The following is an 18,331-nucleotide window of genomic DNA, read 5'->3' as shown; positions in this document are numbered from 1 at the left end:
GCGTCGTATCGACTGGGCGCCGATGCACGGGTTCGTGCGTTCGTTTCGGTTCGCTTGGTCAGCCCGTCCCCGAATTCAGACAGTTCGCGGTTGATCGTGTGCCGAAAAGTTCACATTTGTTGTCAAGCGTTAATCGATCCCAGAGAATGCTCGGACATGGAAACAGCCGCGCCGTTCATTCAGTACTACGAGAGAAATTCATGCAGTTCGCAGTGGCTGGAATTCAACCGCGGCATGGCTGCGGAGTTGAGTGCCGGCCTGCCTCCGGAAGATCTGCGGCAGCTGTTTTTTCGCATCGGCCAACGTCTTGCGCATGCCATGCCCATTTCCCCGTGTAACACGCTCGGCGACCTCGAAGCCCAGTTCAACGCGCGCTGGGAAAGCATCGACTGGGGCTTCAGCACCCTGAGCGAAGACACCGACTGCGTCTACATCACCCACGCCTGCAGCCCCATCGCCACGGCCTTCGGCCCCGAGGCCACGGACTGGAGCGTCGGCTTCTTCGAGGGCATCTACCAGGCCTGGTTCGATTCGCAGCGCATGCCGTCGTCCCTGCGAGTGCAGGCGTTCCCGCCCGATGCCGCGCAGGCCGGCCACCGCATCGACCTGCGTCTGTCGAAGGCGCAAGCATGAGCCAGGACGATCCGACCCCGGAAGACATCGCGGGCCTGTTCCGCAAGTTCGGCGGGGATGCCCACGACTACAAGGAATTCGCTCCGCCGGAAACGGAAGAGGAAGCGCCGCGCGTCTGGCCGCTGCTGACGGGCGAGAAGATCGAGCGCCCGCTCGCACCCGCCGCACGCACGCCTGCCGCGCCCTTGATCGAGCCCGCGCAGCCGCTGCCGTTCGCCGCCGCGCCGCAGCCCAGGGTAGAGCCGGTACTGCGCCCGCTGCCAGTGCCCGCGCCCGTCCCTGCACCCGCACCGGCGCCGGCGCCGGTGCCCCTTTTCGCGCGTCCGCCTGCCGCGGCGCAACAACCTCAGACTCCGGCGGCACCACAGCCCGCCACCGCCAGCGAACCCACGCCGACGCCGCTTTCCCAGTTGTTCGAACGACTGGCAGCGCCGCAGCCGCCCGCTCCCCCGCCGGGCCCCATGTCGCGCTGGCGAAGGCCGACGTGACGATGGTCGTCATCCCAGTCATCTCATCCAAGGGTGGAGTCGGCAAGACCACCGTCGCAGCCAACCTGTGCACCGCGCTCGCCGCCCGCGGGCAGCAGGTGTTCGCGATCGATCTCGACCCGCAGAACGCCCTGCGCTTTCACATCGCCAACGACCCGCATGCCTGCGACACCGGGCTGGTCGATGCCGCCACCGGCCAGATACCGTGGGCCAGCGCGATCCGCCCCGCGCACGGGGGCGTCATGCTGCTGCCTTTCGGCGACGTCGATGACGAGCGGCAGATCGTCTTCGAACAACAGCTGGCCCGCCATCCGACGTGGCTGGCCGAGACGCTGGCGCGCTTCGCGCTGCCCGACGGCATGCTGGTGCTGCTCGACACCCCGCCCGGCCCCACGGTCTACCTGCAGCAGGTGCTGCGCGCCGCCAACCTGTGCGTGATTCCGGCGCTGGCCGATGCCGGCTCGTTCGCGACGCTGCCGATCATCGAGCGCATGGTCGACAAGTACTGCCGCCCGCGCCCCGACTACGCCGGCAGCGCCTACGTGGTCAACCAGGTCGACCCCGGCAAGCGGCTGAACCACGACGTCTTCGAAATGATGCGCCAGCGGCTGCGGCCCGAACTGCTCGGCGTACTGCACCTCGACCAGTCGGTGCCCGAGGCGCTGGCCTCGGCAGTGCCGGTGCACCGCTATGCGCCCATGAGCCAGGCGACACAAGACATTGCTTCCTGCGCCGAGCGTCTGCTCGAGCGCATCGCCGCTGCACGGCAGGCGCCCAGCTCCATGGAATCCACACGATGAACAGCGCCCCCACGTCCACGCCGCCGCCCCGGCAGGCCCCCGCCCTCCTGCGCCTGCTGCCGGTGCGCATTGCCGGCTGGCTGGTCGCGCTGGCGATCCTGCCCGCGCTGATCATCACGCCGATGACCTTCGAGCAGCAGATCGTGCTGTCGGTGGGCATCTTCGTGGCCGCGCTGATCACCAACCGCATCAAGGGCCGCTTTGCGAGCCTGGTGCTGATCTTCATGTCGGTCGTCGTGTCCTCGCGCTACACCTACTGGCGCGTGACCGAGACCATGTTCATGGACAACCTGGTCGACCTGGTGCTGGGCACCGGGCTGCTGATGGCGGAGCTGTACGCCTTCGTGGTGCTGCTGCTGGGCTATGTGCAGACCGCCTGGCCGCTGGAGCGCAAACCGGTGCCGCTGCCGGAAGACCCGGCCGAGTGGCCCACCATCGACCTGTTCATTCCCACGTACAACGAGGCGCTGTCGGTGGTGCGCTCCACCGTGCTGGCCGCGCAGTCGATCGACTGGCCGCGCGACAAGATCAAGATCTTCGTGCTCGACGACGGCAGGCGCGAGGAATTCCGCGTTTTCTGCGAAGACGTGGGCGTGACCCACGTCACGCGCGACAACAACCGCCATGCCAAGGCCGGCAACATCAATGCCGCGCTGAAGAACACCACCGCCGAGTTCGTCGCCATCTTCGACTGCGACCACATCCCCACGCGCTCGTTCATGCAGATCGCCATGGGCTGGTTCGGGCGCGACCCGAAGCTGGGCATGGTGCAGCTGCCCCACTATTTCTTCTCGGCCGACCCCTTCGAGCGCAACCTCGACACCTTCGGCACGGTGCCGAACGAAGGCGAACTGTTCTACGGCCTGATCCAGGACGGCAACGACCTCTGGAACGCCACCTTCTTCTGCGGCTCGTGCGCGGTCCTGCGCCGCACCATCGTCGAGGAAGTGGGCGGCATCGCGGTCGAAACCGTGACCGAGGACGCCCACACCGCGCTGAAGATGCACCGCCGCGGCTACAGCACCGCCTACCTGGCGCTGCCTCAGGCCGCCGGCCTGGCGACCGAAAGCCTGTCGGGCCACGTGGGCCAGCGGATCCGCTGGGCGCGCGGCATGGCGCAGATCTTCCGCATCGACAACCCGCTGTTCGGCCGCGGCCTGCACTGGGCCCAGCGCCTGTGCTACGTGAACGCGATGCTGCACTTCCTGTACGGCCTGCCGCGCCTCATCTACCTGACGGCGCCGCTGGCGTACCTGTACTTCGGCGCGAGCGTGATCCATGCGTCGGCGTCGATGATCTTCGCCTTCGCGCTGCCGCACATCCTGCACGCCAACCTGACCAACAGCCGCATCCAGGGACGCTTTCGCTACCTGCTGTGGAACGAGGTGTACGAGGCGGTGCTGGCCTGGTACATCTTCCGCCCGACGCTGGTGGCGCTCATCAACCCCAAGCTCGGCAGCTTCAACGTGACGGCCAAGGGCGGCCTGATCCAGAAGGAGTACTTCGACAGCACCATCGCCAAGGCGAGCCTGGTGCTGCTGGCGTTCAACTTCGTGGGCGTGTGCCTGGGCCTGTGGCGCCTGACCTGGGTCGACCCGCAGAACATCGCCACCGTGTGGCTGAACCTGGCCTGGACCGTCTACAACCTGATGATCCTGGGCGCCTGCGTGGCCGCGGCCAACGAGTCGCGCCAGCTGCGCGGCGCGCACCGCGTGGAACTCAACCTGCCGGCCACGCTGTACTTTGCCGATGGCCGCTCGCTGCGCTGCAACACCTTCGACTTCTCCAGCGGCGGCCTGGGCGTGGAGCTGCCCAGCGACCTCAAGCTCGACCTGGAGACCCCGGTCGAGGTGGCGCTGTACCGCAACGACCAGGAATCGCGCTTCGCCTCCACGGTGCGCTTCAGCAGCGGCAGGCGCCTGGGCCTGCGCTTCGCGCCGATGAGCTTCGCGCAGGAGCGCGCGCTGGTGCAGTGCACGACCGCGCGCGCCGACATCTGGGCTGCCCGCTGGGGCAACCACCCGCGCGTGCCCATCCACCGCGTGCTGGGCCACCTCATCAGCATCAGCGGCACCGGCTTCAGAGACATGTTCAGCCATTACTACCGTTCGGCCATTTCAAGGCTGCGCCCCGTCAAAACGAAGGAATCCACGTGACGCCCCCCCGTTTCGCGCATCGTCGCGTCGTGCCCTGCGCCATGCTGGCGATCGCGCTTGCCGCCGTGTCCCTCGCCGACGGGACGTCCGCGCAACCCCGGCCCGCCGTGGTCCCGCCCCCCGTGCTGCCGGCAGCGCCAGCGACCGCCGCGACGGCAACCTCCGCCAACACCACGCCGATCGCCGGCGCGGTGCGCGAACTCAACCTCACGCAGCTCGGCATCGACTACGCCATCCAGCTGCGCGGCATCAGCGGCACCGTCGGCATCCCGTTCAACGTGCGCGCCGACGAGCTGGTGACGGCCGCGTCGTTCAGGCTGAACTACGCCTATTCGCCCTCGCTCATTCCCGAGCTCTCGCACCTGAAGGTGACGGTCAACGACGTGCTGGTGGCCACGCTGCCGGTGAGCCATGCCGAAGCGGGCAAGCCGCAGACGGCCGACATTCCGATCGACCGGCGCCTCATCACCGAGTTCAACCGCATCAACGTCGAGCTGATCGGCCACTACACGCGCGAGTGCGAAGACCCGGCGCACACCAGCCTGTGGGCACGCGTGGACGCCACCAGCACGCTGAAGCTCACGGTCTCGCCGCTCAAGCTCACGAACGACCTCGCGGCCCTGCCGCAGCCCTTCTTCGATCGCCGCGACGTGCGGCGCGCCCGCATTCCCTTCGTCTTCGGCGGCACCGACACGGCGCCGATGCTCGAGGCCGCCGGCGTGCTGTCTTCGTGGTTCGGCGCGCTGGCCGACTACCGCGGCGCCACCTTCCCGGTGTCGCACGGCGAGCTGCCGGCGGGCCATGCGGTGGTGTTCGTCACGCCGGAGTCGACCATTCCCGGCCTCACGCTGCCTTCCATCCAGGGCCCCGGCCTGGCCGTGGTCGACAACCCGCAGGACGCCTCCGGCAAGCTGCTGCTGGTGATGGGCCGCACCCCGGCCGACGTGCGCACCGCCGCCGCGGCGCTGGCGCTGAACAGCAAGGCCTTCGCGGGCGCTCAGGCCGGCGTCACCGCCTTCCAGGAACCGCCGGTGCGCAAGCCTTATGACGCGCCGCGCTGGGTGCCGAGCGACCGTGCGCTGCAACTGGGCGAGCTGGCCACGGCCGCAGACCTGTCGGTGACGGGCTACAACCCCGACGTGGTCCGCGTGAACCTGCAGCTGCCGCCCGACCTGTTCACCTGGCGCAGCCGCGGAATTCCGCTCGACCTGCAATACCGCTACACGCCGCGCGTGCGGCCCGACCAGTCAACGCTGAATATCAACGTCAACGACAACTTCGTGGGCGGCCTGCCGCTGCGCTCGGCCAATCCGGCCGGCGACCGCTGGTGGAACCCGCTGGCCGTGAAGCTGATGCCCGACGGCACGCTGGCAGAGCGCAAGGAAGTCATCCTGCCGCCGCTGGCCATGGGCCCGCGCAGCCAGCTGCGCCTGCACTACTACTTCGAGCCCGTGGGCGGGCGCTGCGTGCCGCAGCTGGACAACGTGCGCGGCTCGATCGATCCGACCTCGAAGATCGACGTGTCCGGCTTCGCGCACTTCATCGCCATGCCCGAACTCGCGGCCTACGCCAACGGCGGCTTCCCGTTCTCGCGCATGGCCGACCTGTCGGACACCGCGGTCATCCTGCCGGACCAGCCCAACGACGCCGACACCGAAACCTATCTCGGTCTTTTGGGCCAGATCGGCCGCTCCACCGGCTATCCCGCGCTGCGCGTGAAGGTGGGCCGCTCGGCCGAGGCCGGGCAGTGGGCCGACAAGGACCTGCTGGTGATCGGCAACCTGCAGAGCCAGCCGCTGTTCACGCAGTGGGCCGACAAGATGCCGCTCAAGCGCAACGGCAACGCACCCGAACTCAAGCTCAACAGCTGGATCGACAACGCCATCGACCTGGTGATCGGCGCGCGCACCCGCGAAGACTTGCCGGGCAGCATGCAGATCGCGGTGAGCGACGATGGCCGCGATGCGGTGCTGGCGGGCTTCGAGTCGCCGCTGCGCAGCGGCCGCAGCGTGATCGCCGCCATCACCAACCCCGACTCGAAGGAAGCGCTGCTGAACGCGCTGATGACGCCCGACCTGCTCAAGCGCGTGCAGGGCAGCATGACCATCGTGCGCGACACGCAGGTCAACAGCGTGCTGGGCGGCGACACGTATTACGTCGGCCGCCTGCCGCCGCTGACGTGGCTGCAGTGGCATCTGTCGCGCAGTCCGCTGGGACTGGCGGCACTGGTCATCCTGCTGGCCCTGCTGGGCGCGGCGGTGTCGTATGCGGGCCTGCAGATCCGGGCGCGCCGCCGCCTGTCGGTCAACAAGGCCAAATAATCACCCATGCGACGCCTGCCGACTTCCCGCCCTCCTGCCCCCCCCCTGGCGAGCCGCCGCAACCTGCTGGCCGCGGCCGGGCTCGCGCTTGCGTTGCCGAAGTTGGCGAGTGCACAGGCGCCCGCGCCCGCCCCGGCGCCGGCACCTGCATCGAATGCGGCTGCCACCTGCCACCCGGCAACAGACTGGGCCGCCTTCGCTGCGCGCCACATCCAGCCCGACGGCCGGGTGATCGACTTCAACACCGCGCAGCAGCAGTCCACCTCCGAAGGGCAGTCGTACGCGCTGTTCTTCGCGCTCGTGCACAACGACCGCGACATCTTCGCCCGCGTGCTGGCCTGGACCGAAGCCAACCTCGCCGGCGGCAGCCTCGCCAGGCAGCTGCCGGCCTGGCAATGGGGCCGCAAGCCCGAGGGCGGCTGGGGCGTGCTCGACCCGAATGCCGCCTCGGACTCCGACCTCTGGATCGCCTATGCGCTGATGGAGGCCGGCCGCCTCTGGAACGACAACCGCTACCGCACGCTCGGGCGCAGCCTGCTCGCCCTGGCGGTACGCGACGATGTGATCTCGCTGCCCGGGCTCGGCCGCATGCTGCTGCCCTGGCCCAAGTCGGTAGCGAGCGGGCCGCTCTGGCGGCTCAACCCGAGCTACATGCCGCTGCAGCTGCTGCGCTACTTCCAGCAGGCAGACCCGACCGGCCCCTGGCAGGAAGTCACCGACAACACGCTGCGCATGTTCGGCAGCGTCACGCCCAAGGGTTTCGCGCCCGACTGGTGCGCCTGGTCGCAGGATGCGCGCGCCTTCGTGGCCGACCCTCAGAAGGGCGTCACCGGCAGCTACGACGCCATTCGCGTCTACCTCTGGGCGGGCATGCTGTCCGACAAGGACCCGGCCCGCAAGATGCTGCTGGCGCAACTGCGCGGCCCCCGGCTCCTGCTGGCCGACAAGCAGCCGGTGCCCGAATACGTCGACACCGTGACCGGTGCCGTGCGCGGCATGGCACCGCTGGGCTTTTCCGGCGCGATGCTGCCCTACCTCAAGGCACTGGACGAAACCGACGCGCTGGCCACGCAGGTCGCCCGCGTGCCGGGCGGGCGCGCCGCCCTGCCGCAGGCTGCGACGACCTCCGGCGCCGCAGCCCCGGCGCCCCTACCCTATTACGAGCAGGTGCTGTTACTGTTCGGCCAGGCTTGGCTCGACGGTCGCTATGAATTCGGCCGCAACGGCCAGCTGCAAACATCATGGAGAACGCTATGCCGTCCCAATCGACCGGCGTGAAGCCGAAGCGTCCCCCTTCCTTCCGAACCCAGCAATGGCTGGCCTGCATCGGCATGCTCGCGGCGCTGGGCACATGCGGCCAGGCCTTCGCGCAGGCCGATGCCAACGCTGCCCTCATCGAGCAAGGCAACTACTGGCAGGCCCAGGGCCGAGCCGACCTGGCCGAAGAGAGCTGGAAGAAGTTGCTGAGCGTCAACCCGCAATCCGCCGACGCGATGTACGGCATGGCGCAGGTCGAGCTGTCGCGCAACAACGCAGAGCAGGTGCGCACCTGGACCAACCGCCTGCGCGCCGCGCATCCCAACGATCCCCGCGTCGCTCGCCTGCAGCAGCAGGCCCAGCAGCCCGGCCAGCAAGGCGGCACGCTGCAGCGCGCCCGCGCCGCCGCGCGCGCCGGACGCTCCGCCGAGGCGGTCGAGCTGTATCGCAGCCTGTTCGACAACCGGCCGCCGCCGGAGGCCGTGGCCCTGGAGTACTACCAGGCGCTGGCAAGCACGCCGCAAGGTGTCGACGAAGGCCGCAAGGGCCTCGAGCAACTGGTGAAGGACCATCCGGAAAACGCCAACTATCGGCTCGCGCTAGCGCAGCAGAAGACCTACAGCGAACCGACGCGCCGCGCGGGCATCCGCGAACTGGTCGAGCTGACCAAGCAGCCCGCCGTGGCCACCGCCGCGCGCGCCGCCTGGCGGCAGGCGCTGATCTGGCTCGACGCAAGGGCGCCCGACATCCCGCTCTACCAGGACTACCTGAGCAACAACCCGGCCGATGCCGCCGTGTCCGCCCGGCTTGAAACCCTCACCACCGCCAAGACCGCCGCGGCAAACGCGCCCGACGTGCCGGTGGGCGAAGGCTTCAAGGCGCTGGAACGCGGCGACCCGGCCACGGCCGAGCAGCGCTTCCAGCAGGCGCTGCGCACCAAGGCCGACGACACCGAGGCACTCGGCGGCCTGGGCCTGGTGCGGATGCGCCAGGAGCGCTTTGCCGAAGCACAGGAGCTGCTGGAGCGCGCCGTGCGCGGCGGCGCCACCAAGTGGAACTCGGCGCTGCAAAGCGCCAACTACTGGGTGCTGGTCGGGCAGGCTCGCGCCGCCCAGGGCAAGAACGACCTGCGCGGTGCGCAGTCGCTGTACGAACGCGCGGTGCGCATCGACCCGCGCGAACCCGTGGGCCAGAACGCATTGGCCGACCTGCGCGCCGCCGCCGGCGACTTCGCGCAGGCCGAGCAGGGCTACAAGCGCGTGCTCGAGAGCAGGCCGCAGAACACGCAGGCGCTGCGCGGGCTGATTTCGGTGTACGGCCAGACCGGCCGTCCCGACGAGGCACTGGCGCTTTCGCGCCGCCTCACGCCCGAGCAGGCCACGCAGATGGGCAGCCTGCGCGACATACAGGTCGAGCAAGCGCGCAACCGCGCCCGCCAGCAGGCAGATGCCGGCGACGCGGCCGGCGCCCAGCGCACGCTCGAAGACGCGATGCTCGCGGCGCCCGACAGCCCCTGGGTGCGGCTCGACCTCGCGAACATCTACCGCAAGCAGGGCATGGTCTCCGAAGCCCGCGGCGTGATGGAAGGGCTGCTGATGTCGCAGCCCGACATGCCCGACGCGCTGTACGCCAGCGCCCTGCTCGCCTCCGAAACCGGCGATTCGGCCGCGGGCATCCAGTACCTCGAACGCATTCCCGCCGGCTCGCGCACCCGCGACATGGCGACGCTGCAACGCCGCCTTTGGGCGCAGTCGCAGGCCGCCCGGGCGCAGGCGCTCGCGCGGCAAGGCCAGGTCGACGCCGCGCGCGGCGTGCTGGCCCAGGCCGAATCGGCGCTGAGCGCCGACATGCCGGCCGAACTGTGGGGCCAGCTCGCAGGCGCCTATGCCGAAATCGGCGACGCGCCCCGCGCACTGGCCATGAGCCGCCAGCTGCTCGCTCGTTCGCCCACGCCGAGCATCGGCGACCGGCTGCTGTATGCGTCGGTGCTGCTCAAGACGAAGCAGGACATCGAGCTGTCCGCCGTGCTGCGCCAGCTTGCCGGCGTCAACATGACGGCCAGCCAGCGCAACGACTTCGACAGCCTGCGCATCGCCTTCGCGCTGCGCCAGACCGACGCCCTGCGCGAAGCCGGCAACCTCGAGGCAGCCTACAACGCGATGGCCCCGGTGCTGGCCGAGCGCCCGAACGACCCGCAGGCGATGGCCGCGCTGGCCCGCCTGTACTCAGCGGCGCGCGACGAAGGCCAGGCACTGGCGCTGTACCAGCGCATCCTGCAGCGCAACCCGACCGACCTCGACACGCTGCTGGCAGCCGCCGCCAGCGCCAGCGCGCAGCGCGAGCACGGCGAGGCCGAGAACTACGTGATGGCCGCGCTGAAGCAGGCGCCCGACCAGTCGCGTGTGCTGGCCGCCGCCGGCCGCGTCTACCGCAACGCAGGCGAAAGCCGCAAGGCCGAGCAGTACCTGCGCGCCGCGGTCGAAGCCGAACGGCAGGTCGCCTCGACCGGCTTCGCGGGACCGGGCGGCGCACCTTCACAGATGCCGCCCGCCAACCCTTTCGCGGGCATGACCGGCGGCGGGCCGGGCGCGGCCGTGCCGGCTGCGTATCCGGCGGCTGGTGGCAATCCCTTCGCGCAGGCACGCTCGCAGCCAGTCTCCTACCCGGTCGCGGCGAATGCGGCTTACCCCGCCTACCCTGCGGCGAGCTACCCTGCCGGTGCCTATCCCGCCGCCTACCCGGCAGCCCCCATGGCGGCGGCGCCTGGCGCGCTGCCCTGGGGCGCCGCGCCCGCCGCAACATCGAACACCAAGGGCCGCGCCGCCACCACGCGCACCGCACGCAACAGCAAGGCCGCCAACAACACGCCGCAGGCTTCCGCCTACATGGCGCAGCCGGGCGGGCAGCAGGTCTACATTCCCCAGGCGCAGCCTGCCGGCTATCCGCAGCAGCAGGCCGGCTATCCCGCGCCGGGCTATCCGCCGGCCGCCTATCCGTCGGCCAACGCGGCCTATGCGCAAGCCAACACGCCGCAGCCCCGCAGCGAGCCGAGCTGGAACGCGCCGCTGCGCGCGGCACCGGCGCCGGCCAACTCGCTGCAGTCGGAACTGCAGGACCTGGAAGCGCAGCGCGCGGTAACCATCACCGCCGGCACCGTCTACCGCAGCCGCGCGGGCGAGGCCGGCCTGAGCCGTCTGTCCGACTTCCAGCTGCCGATCCAGGCGCGCTTCCCGGTGGGCGAGGGCAAGATCGTCGTCGGCGTGACGCCGACGGTGGTTGACGCAGGCTCGCCAGCATTGACCTATTCGGCGCAGAGCCGCTTTGGCGGCGGCCCCACTGCCGTGGCGAGGTCGCTGGTCAACCTCAACGAGCCTGGCCAGCAGAACGCTTCCGGCGTGGGCCTCAACGTGGGCTACGAAGGCAAGAACTTCGAGGCCGGCATCGGCACCACGCCACTGGGCTTCCCCACCACCAACGTGGTCGGCAACGTCACGTTCAAGGGCAGCTTCGGCGACTCGTGGAACTACAAGGCCGACATCTCCCGCCGTGCGATGACCGACAGCGTGCTGTCGTTCGCCGGCGCGAAGGACAACCGCAACGACGACCGATGGGGCGGCGTGGTGGCCACCGGCGTGCGCGGCGACATCGGCTACGACGACGGTACCTACGGCATCTACAGCTACCTGTCGGCGCACGGCCTGACCGGCAAGAACGTGGCGAGCAACTCGCGGTTCGAGACCGGCGGCGGTGCCTACCTGCACCTGCTCGACAGTGCGAGTTCCAAGCTCACGCTCGGCATGAACCTCGGGCTCATGAGCTACGAGAAGAACCTGAGCTACTACACCTTCGGGCAAGGCGGGTACTTCAGCCCGCAGAGCTTCGTGAGCATCGCGTTCCCCGTCGACTGGACCGGGCGCGCGAACCGGCTTGCCTGGCGCGTGAACGCGTCGCTGGGCGTGCAGTCGTTCACCCAGAAATCGTCGCCCTACTTCCCCACGGACCCGGCGCGCAACGCCGACGCGGCCTACGTGGCGAACCTGGCCACGCAGCTGGGCTTCAACAGCACGGTGTACAACAACATGTACCCGAAGAGTTCGAAGACCGGCCTAGCCTACAACTTCGGCGCAGTGCTCGAGTACCAGCTGGCGCCGAAGATGTTCCTGGGCGGTGCGCTGGGCTTCAACAACGCGCAGAACTACCGCCAGTTCACCGGCAGCATGTACCTGCGCTATGTGTTCGGCGGTTCCAGCAACATGGGCGTGCCGAGCCTCGGCGGCGGAACTTCGCTGAGCCCGATGGTCTCGCCCTACACGCCGCTGCTGTAGGAAGAAGAAAGCCCGCGGCTCAGGCCGCGGGCGGTTCCGCGAGCGGCGCGGGCACCGGTTCGTCCGGTGTCGTGTCGCGGCCCCACAGGGGCGCGCTCTCGTAGGCGGCGACCCATTTCACGATGTCCTTGGCGGCCATCGGCATGGCGATGCCGTAGCCCTGGGCCAGCGTGCAGCCCATGGCGAGCAGCGCTTCGCCCTGCTTCACGGTTTCCACGCCCTCTGCCACTGCCGTGAGCCCCAACGCATGCAGCAGCGCCAGGATGCCCTGCACGATGGCCCGGTCCTGTGCGTTGTCGAGCATGCCGCGCACGAAGGACTGGTCGATCTTCACGGCCGACACCGGCAGCTGGCGCAGGTAGGTCAGCGACGAATAGCCGGTGCCGAAGTCGTCGATGGTCACGCCCACGCCCAGCGCCTTGCAGGCCTCCACGAACAGCGCCACGTTGGCGAACTGGCTGATGGCCGTGGTCTCGAGGATCTCCAGTTCGAGCATGCCCGCACCCAGCTTGGGAAACTGCGAGAGGTGGCGCGCGAGGCGGTCGACGAAGTCCCAGCGCATCATGTGGCGCGGTGCCACGTTCACGCTGACCGACACCTGCAGGCCCGCCAGGCGCCACTGGTGCGCCTGCCACAGCGCGGTGGCGATGGCCCAGTCGCCGACCTGCTCGACCAGCGCGTCGTCTTCGATGAGCGGCACGAACTGGATCGGCGGCAGCAGGCCGCGCTCGGGGTGTTGCCAGCGGATGAGCGCCTCGACGCCGACCACCTCGCCGCGGCGCATGTCGACCTTCGGCTGGTAGACCAGGAAGAACTCGCCCTGCAGCAGCCCCTCTTGAATGCGCTGGCGCTCGCGCACCACCTGCTCATCGGCGCGCGCCTGGGGGGCGTCGAAGTAGTGCACCTTGCCGTCGGCCGCGCGCTTGGCGAAGAAGGCCGCATGCTGCGCCTGGCGCAAGGCGATCTCGGGGGGCGGCCCGTTGCTGTCGAGCATCATCGCGCCGATGCTGGCGTCGATGCTTGCCGTCTGGTCGCGCCAGATCCAGGGTTCGGCCAGCGCGTTCTGGATGCGTTCGAGCACCTGCGCGCATTGCGAGGTGCCCAGGCCGGCGAACACGGCCGCGAACTCGTCGCCGCCCACGCGCGCCATGACGCTCTCGCGCGGCAGCTGCGCCTTGATGCGGCGCGCGACCTCTTCGAGCGCCGCATTGCCGGCAACCATGCCGAGGCGGTCGTTGAGTTCGGCGAAGCGATCGACGTCGAGATAGCAGACGGCCGCGAGGCGCTTGCCCGCACGTGCCCAATCGTCCATCAGGGGACGCAGCACTTCATCTGGCGGAAGGCGTGCCGAGCCGTCGTAATGCGACGGCAGGGAGACGGTGGGTTGCTTGATCGACAAAAGACTGTGGCTCCGGAAAGTCGCGGGCTATTGTTCTCCCAATTCTGTCCATTCGGCGCGTTGGAGCGTGGATTTGTGACAGCCGCTGTGTGCGCACAACACATGTGCATGCAAAAAAGGGCTGTATCTTCGCGCCTAACCGCAATAAGCACCCGCCACGCGACCGCCCGGCTCTACCTGGATGTTGAGCCGAGTGGCGTCCTGTGCGGGACCGGGGGAGTCGGCGGGCAGCACGGTTCGGGCCATTCGGGCGCCTGCACGCTGGCGCATTTCCTCGACCAGCAACGGCGATACGCGCAGCCCGAGGCCGAAGCGCGCGGCGGCGGCCTGGCAGGTCTCGGGCGGCGGCGCGAAGCCGGGCGGCTCGGGCACTTCGGAGGTCAGCGGCCGGTCTGCCGGGGGCGACTGGCATCCGGCAAGCGCGAGCACGAGGGTGGCCAGGGCGAGGCACCGGCCGTTGGTCATATGCATTCATTTCCTCCAGGAACTCCGGGAATCGAGGCGAGAGCTTGTTCCGCGGCAGAGGTTAAGCCAGCCGGCCGCAAGGCATCAACTAATTCGCACGGCCATCGCCGGGCCTTGGCCGCCAGGCGTATGCTGCACGCGACGCGCGCAGCCCCGGCCACCGGCCGCACACCTCATGACACAGCCTCCCGCCACTGTTTTCCTCATCGACGTCGACAACACCCTGCTCGACAACGACCGTGTCATCGCCGACCTGCATGCCCATCTCGAGGAAAACTTCGGCGCCGAAAGCTCCGCACGCTACTGGGACGCCCTGGAGGCCCTGCGCCACGAGCTCGGCTACGTCGACTACCTGGGCGCGCTGCAGCGCTACCGCGCCGAGGAAAGCCGCCGCGGCATGAGCGACTCGCGGCTGCTGCTGATGTCCGGCTTCCTGATCGACTACCCGTTCGCCGACCGCCTCTACCCCGGCGCGCTCGACGCGCTGAAGCACCTGCGCCGGCACGGCCCGACGGTGATACTGTCCGACGGCGACGTGGTGTTCCAGCCGCGCAAGGTGCAGCGCTCGGGGCTGTGGGACGCCACCGAGGGCCGCGTGCTCATCTACGTGCATAAAGAAGAAATGCTCGACGCCGTCGCGCAGAGCCACCCCGCCAGGCACTACGTGATGATCGACGACAAGCTGCGCATTCTCTGGGCCATGAAGGCCGTCTGGGGGCCCCGTCTGACGACGGTCTTCGTGCGGCAAGGGCACTATGCGCTGGATGCGCAGGCCATTGCCGCCTACGCTCCCGCCGACATCACCATCGAACGCATCGGCGACCTGATCAACTTCGACTTTCCATCGACATGAGCCAAGCCACCAATCCCCTCGCGGGCAAGCCCGCACCGCTCGACCTGCTGGTCAATGTGCCGCGCCTGATCTCGGCCTACTACACCGGTCGGCCCGACCCGTCCGTGCCGGCCCAGCGCGTGGCCTTCGGCACCTCGGGCCATCGCGGCTCGTCCTTCGACAACGCTTTCAACGAATGGCACGTGCTGGCCATCAGCCAGGCAATCTGCGACTACCGCAAGCAGAAAGGCATCGATGGTCCGCTGTTCCTGGGCATCGACACGCATGCGCTGTCGACGCCGGCGTTCAACAGCGCGGTGGAAGTGCTGGCGGCCAATGGCGTCGAGCTGATGATCTCGAAGGACGACGAGTACACGCCCACGCCAGCCGTATCGCACGCCATCCTGGTCTACAACCGCGGGCGCACCGAAGGGCTCGCCGACGGCATCGTCATCACGCCCTCGCACAACCCGCCCGAGAGTGGCGGCTTCAAGTACAACCCGCCCAACGGCGGACCGGCCGGCACCGACATCACCACGGCCGTCGAGGCTGCGGCCAACAAGATGCTGGCGAAAAACCTCGAAGGCGTGAAGCGCCTGCCGCTCGCGCAGGCCCTGCGCGCAGCCACCACGCACCGGCACGACTACCTGAACACCTACGTCGAAGACCTGGCGCAGGTGCTCGACATGGACGCCATCCGCGGCGTCGACATCGACCTCGGCGTCGATCCGCTGGGCGGCGCGGGCGTGCACTACTGGCCGGCGATTGCGCAGCGCTACAAGCTGTCCCGCCTGAACGTGCTGAGCCAGGAGGTCGACCCCACCTTCCGCTTCATGTCGCTCGACTGGGACGGCCGCATCCGCATGGACCCGTCATCGCCCGACGCGATGCACAAGCTGATTGCGCTCAAAGACCGCTTCGGCATCGCCTTTGCCTGCGACACCGACCACGACCGCCACGGCGTCGTCTCCGGCAGCACCGGGCTGATGCAGCCGAACAGCTACCTCGCGGTGATGATCGACTACCTCTACACGCACCGTCCGCAATGGCCTGCTCAGGCCGCCGTCGGCAAGACGGTGGTGAGCAGCCAGATGATCGACCGCGTCACCGCGCGGCTCGGGCGCAAGCTGTACGAAGTGCCCGTGGGCTTCAAGTGGTTCGTCGACGGGCTGGTCGATGCGTCGCTGGCCTTCGGCGGCGAGGAAAGCGCGGGCGCGACCTTCCTTCGCAAGGACGGCTCGGTGTGGACCACCGACAAGGACGGCATGGTGCCCGCCCTGCTCTCCGCCGAGATCGCCGCGCGTACCGGACGAGACCCCGGCGAGCGCTATGCCGAGCTGACGCAGGCGCTGGGCCAGCCGGTGTCCGACCGCGTGGATGCGGCGGCCACGGTCGAGCAGAAGAAGCGGCTGTCCAGCCTCTCGCCTGCGCAGATCAAGTCGACCGAACTGGCGGGCGACAAGATCGTCGACGTGTTGAGCCACGCACCCGGCAATGGCGCGGCCATCGGCGGCGTGAAGGTGGTGACCGCGAACGGCTGGTTCGCGGCGCGGCCTTCGGGCACCGAGAACATCTACAAGATCTACGGCGAGAGCTTCAAGGGCGCAGAGCACCTGGCGCGCATTCTCGAAGAGGCGCAGCAGGTGGTCGACGGGGCGCTGTCGGGGGGCTGAGGGCGTGCAGACGCTGGTGTTGCGGCTGAACCCCGGCGACGACTTGCGCGCGTCGCTCGATCTCGCGTTGAAGCAAGGCGGCGGCGAGGCGGCGTTCGTGGTCTCGGGCATCGGCAGCCTGAGCGGGGCGAGCATCCGCTTTGCGGGTGCGGAGAACGCCGCGCGCATCGATGGCGATCTGGAAATCCTCACGCTGGCGGGCAGCCTCTCGCCAGACGGCTCGCACCTGCACATCAGCGTGTCGGATGCCGCGGGACGCGTCTTCGGCGGACATGCCGCACCGGGCTGCACAGTGCGCACGACCGCCGAGATACTGGTCGCGTGGTTGCCGCAATGGCACTTCGCCCGCACGCACGATGCGGCGACGGGCTACGCCGAACTCGCGCCACGCCCCAAGGCCTGAACGCCAGGCTCAACCGGCGAGCTCTTCAACCCGCAGCGTCGTCACCGCGCCGGCCACGGCCGCGTGTTCCTGCAGCGCATGCACCGCGAGGTCCACGGTGCCCTGCGCCACCAGCCCGGTCAACACCAGCACCTGCGGCCCCTGCCCGGGCCGCTCGGCCGCCAGCGCCACCTGCCGCACCGGCACCTTCTGCTCGCCGAGACAGGCCGTGACCGCCTGGATCTGGCTCACGCCCCGCACCGGCACGCGCAGGTAGTGCCAGGTGTCGACGGCGGCGCGCGGCAGCACCTGCAGGGCATTCGTCGCGTGCGCGTGGAAGCCCAGGTGCGGCACGTGCTGCGCGGCATCGACGCCGTCGAGCCGCGCCACGTCCACGAGGTCGGCGATCACGGCCGATGCAGTCTGCTCGGAGCCCGCGCCCGCGCCGTAGTACATCGTGAGGCCGGCCGCGTCGCTCTTCACCATGACGGCGTTCATCGAGCCCTTCACCTGCGCCATCAGGTGGTCCGCGGGAACGAGCGCGGGCTGCACGCGCAGCTCGACACCGGCGGCACGCCGGCGCGCGACGCCCAGCAGTTTGATGCGAAAGCCGAGCTGCTCGGCGCAGGCCACGTCGATGCCCTGCAGGCCGCTGATGCCTTCGACCTGCGCATCGGCAAACCGCAGCGGCATGCCGAAGGCGTTGGCGGCGAGCAGCGTGAGCTTGTGGGCGGCGTCGATGCCCTCGATGTCGAAGGTCGGGTCGGCCTCCGCATAGCCCAGTGCCTGTGCCTGCGCGAGCGCGGCGGCAAAATCCAGGCCCTCGTCGCGCATCTTGCTCAGGATGAAGTTGGTGGTTCCGTTGATGATGCCCGCCACCCATTCGATGCGATTGGCCGCCAGCCCCTCGCGCAGTGCCTTGACGATCGGGATGCTCACGGCCACCGCGCCTTCGTAGGCCACCACCACGCCCTGCTCGCGCGCGGCCGCGAAGATGCGGGCGCCGTGCACCGCCAGCAGCGCCTTGTTGGCGGTGACCACGTGCTTGCCGTGGGCGATGGCGGCCAGCACCCAGTCGAGCGCCGGACCGGTGCCGCCGGCCACTTCGACGACCACGTCGACTTCGGGATGTGTGGCGACCTGCATCGGGTCGGCCGTGAGTGGAACGCTCCCGCCCAAGATGTTCGCGGCGCGCTCGAGATTGCGCGCCGCGACGATCACCAGCTCGATCGCCCGGCCGGCGCGCGCCGCGATCTCCGCCTGGTTGCGGGCCAGCACCCGGAAGGTGCCCGAGCCCACGGTGCCGATACCGATCATCCCCACGCGCAGGGTACGGGTGACAGCAAGGCGGCTGTCGTGCAAGGGCTCGAGGGATTCAACGGGATCGCGGTACATGGACATCTCCAGACGAAAAAACAAAACCCAGCTGCCAGAGCTGGGTTCATTCGTTCGGGGAGAGAGCGATACACCAGGTGGCTGCCGGAACGGCCACCTGCGCGTGTCAGGTGACCGCGGTGGTAATGGTGGTAATCATTCGAGCAACAACCATCGCCTGCGCGGAGGCAGGCGGCATCATGCGAGCCATCAGAGCTGCGCTGGA

Annotated in this window: 13 protein-coding genes; 10 read left to right on the top strand and 3 right to left on the bottom strand. The window is 69.2% G+C overall.

Going from position 1 to position 18,331, the window contains the following annotated elements; genetic code table 11:
* Window positions 1–156: 156 nt before the first annotated feature.
* The 7 genes from bcsD to ACQY8B_RS10155 are packed head-to-tail and all read left to right on the top strand — an operon-like array spanning window position 157 to window position 11,980.
* Window positions 157–633 carry a cellulose biosynthesis protein BcsD gene (gene bcsD, locus ACQY8B_RS10185; protein WP_422086589.1) on the top strand — a complete coding sequence of 159 codons (477 nt, stop codon included), beginning with the start codon at window positions 157–159 and terminating at the stop codon, window positions 631–633.
* A complete protein-coding gene (gene bcsR / locus ACQY8B_RS10180; RefSeq protein ID WP_422086588.1) occupies window positions 630–1,121 on the top strand; it encodes a BcsR/BcsP family cellulose biosynthesis protein in 492 nt (163 codons plus the stop codon). The genes bcsD and bcsR overlap by 4 nt, the downstream gene beginning before the upstream one ends.
* A gap of 2 nt (window positions 1,122–1,123) precedes the next feature.
* Entirely contained in the window at window positions 1,124–1,921 is a 798-nt protein-coding gene (bcsQ, locus tag ACQY8B_RS10175; RefSeq protein WP_422086587.1) for a cellulose biosynthesis protein BcsQ, read from the top strand.
* Window positions 1,918–4,077, top strand: a complete 2,160-nt coding sequence (gene bcsA / locus ACQY8B_RS10170) for a UDP-forming cellulose synthase catalytic subunit (protein ID WP_422086586.1) — start codon at window positions 1,918–1,920, stop codon at window positions 4,075–4,077. The genes bcsQ and bcsA overlap by 4 nt, the downstream gene beginning before the upstream one ends.
* Entirely contained in the window at window positions 4,074–6,398 is a 2,325-nt protein-coding gene (bcsB, locus tag ACQY8B_RS10165; protein ID WP_422086585.1) for a cellulose biosynthesis cyclic di-GMP-binding regulatory protein BcsB, read from the top strand. Before bcsA ends, bcsB begins: the two co-directional genes overlap by 4 nt.
* A 6-nt stretch (window positions 6,399–6,404) precedes the next feature.
* Window positions 6,405–7,676 (top strand): cellulose synthase complex periplasmic endoglucanase BcsZ, encoded by a 1,272-nt coding sequence (gene bcsZ, locus ACQY8B_RS10160; protein ID WP_422086584.1) that lies wholly within the window; start codon window positions 6,405–6,407, stop codon window positions 7,674–7,676.
* Window positions 7,652–11,980 (top strand): cellulose synthase subunit BcsC-related outer membrane protein, encoded by a 4,329-nt coding sequence (locus ACQY8B_RS10155; RefSeq protein WP_422086583.1) that lies wholly within the window; start codon window positions 7,652–7,654, stop codon window positions 11,978–11,980. The genes bcsZ and ACQY8B_RS10155 overlap by 25 nt, the downstream gene beginning before the upstream one ends.
* Window positions 11,981–11,999: 19 nt before the next feature.
* On the opposite strand, the gene ACQY8B_RS10150 is transcribed toward ACQY8B_RS10155, so the two are convergent.
* Both ACQY8B_RS10150 and ACQY8B_RS10145 read right to left on the bottom strand, forming a co-directional pair.
* Window positions 12,000–13,379, bottom strand: a complete 1,380-nt coding sequence (locus tag ACQY8B_RS10150; RefSeq protein WP_422086582.1) for a putative bifunctional diguanylate cyclase/phosphodiesterase — start codon at window positions 13,377–13,379, stop codon at window positions 12,000–12,002.
* A 135-nt stretch (window positions 13,380–13,514) separates the two neighbouring features.
* Window positions 13,515–13,850: a hypothetical protein gene (locus tag ACQY8B_RS10145; protein WP_422086581.1), complete on the bottom strand. Its 336-nt coding sequence runs from the start codon at window positions 13,848–13,850 to the stop codon at window positions 13,515–13,517.
* Between the two features lie 169 nt (window positions 13,851–14,019).
* Here ACQY8B_RS10145 and ACQY8B_RS10140 point away from each other — a divergent pair, with 169 nt between their 5' ends.
* Genes ACQY8B_RS10140 through ACQY8B_RS10130 form a run of 3 tightly spaced genes read left to right on the top strand, consistent with a single transcriptional unit; the run spans window position 14,020 to window position 16,752 of the window.
* The gene (locus ACQY8B_RS10140; RefSeq protein ID WP_422086580.1) at window positions 14,020–14,697 is read left to right on the top strand and encodes an HAD family hydrolase; all 678 of its coding nucleotides are present in this window, start codon (window positions 14,020–14,022) and stop codon (window positions 14,695–14,697) included.
* A complete protein-coding gene (gene pgm, locus ACQY8B_RS10135) occupies window positions 14,694–16,349 on the top strand; it encodes a phosphoglucomutase (alpha-D-glucose-1,6-bisphosphate-dependent) (RefSeq protein WP_422086579.1) in 1,656 nt (551 codons plus the stop codon). Before ACQY8B_RS10140 ends, pgm begins: the two co-directional genes overlap by 4 nt.
* A 4-nt stretch (window positions 16,350–16,353) precedes the next feature.
* Window positions 16,354–16,752: a PPC domain-containing DNA-binding protein gene (locus ACQY8B_RS10130; RefSeq protein WP_422086578.1), complete on the top strand. Its 399-nt coding sequence runs from the start codon at window positions 16,354–16,356 to the stop codon at window positions 16,750–16,752.
* Between the two features lie 9 nt (window positions 16,753–16,761).
* Here ACQY8B_RS10130 and ACQY8B_RS10125 read toward each other — a convergent pair whose 3' ends face one another.
* On the bottom strand, window positions 16,762–18,126 hold the full coding sequence (locus ACQY8B_RS10125) for a homoserine dehydrogenase (RefSeq protein ID WP_422086577.1): 1,365 nt from the start codon (window positions 18,124–18,126) through the stop codon (window positions 16,762–16,764).
* Window positions 18,127–18,331 lie beyond the last annotated feature (205 nt).

Origin of the sequence: Variovorax sp., from assembly GCF_965279555.1 — a bacterium.
Classification (GTDB): domain Bacteria; phylum Pseudomonadota; class Gammaproteobacteria; order Burkholderiales; family Burkholderiaceae_C; genus Variovorax.
This window is presented reverse-complemented; position numbering and strand designations above follow the sequence as displayed.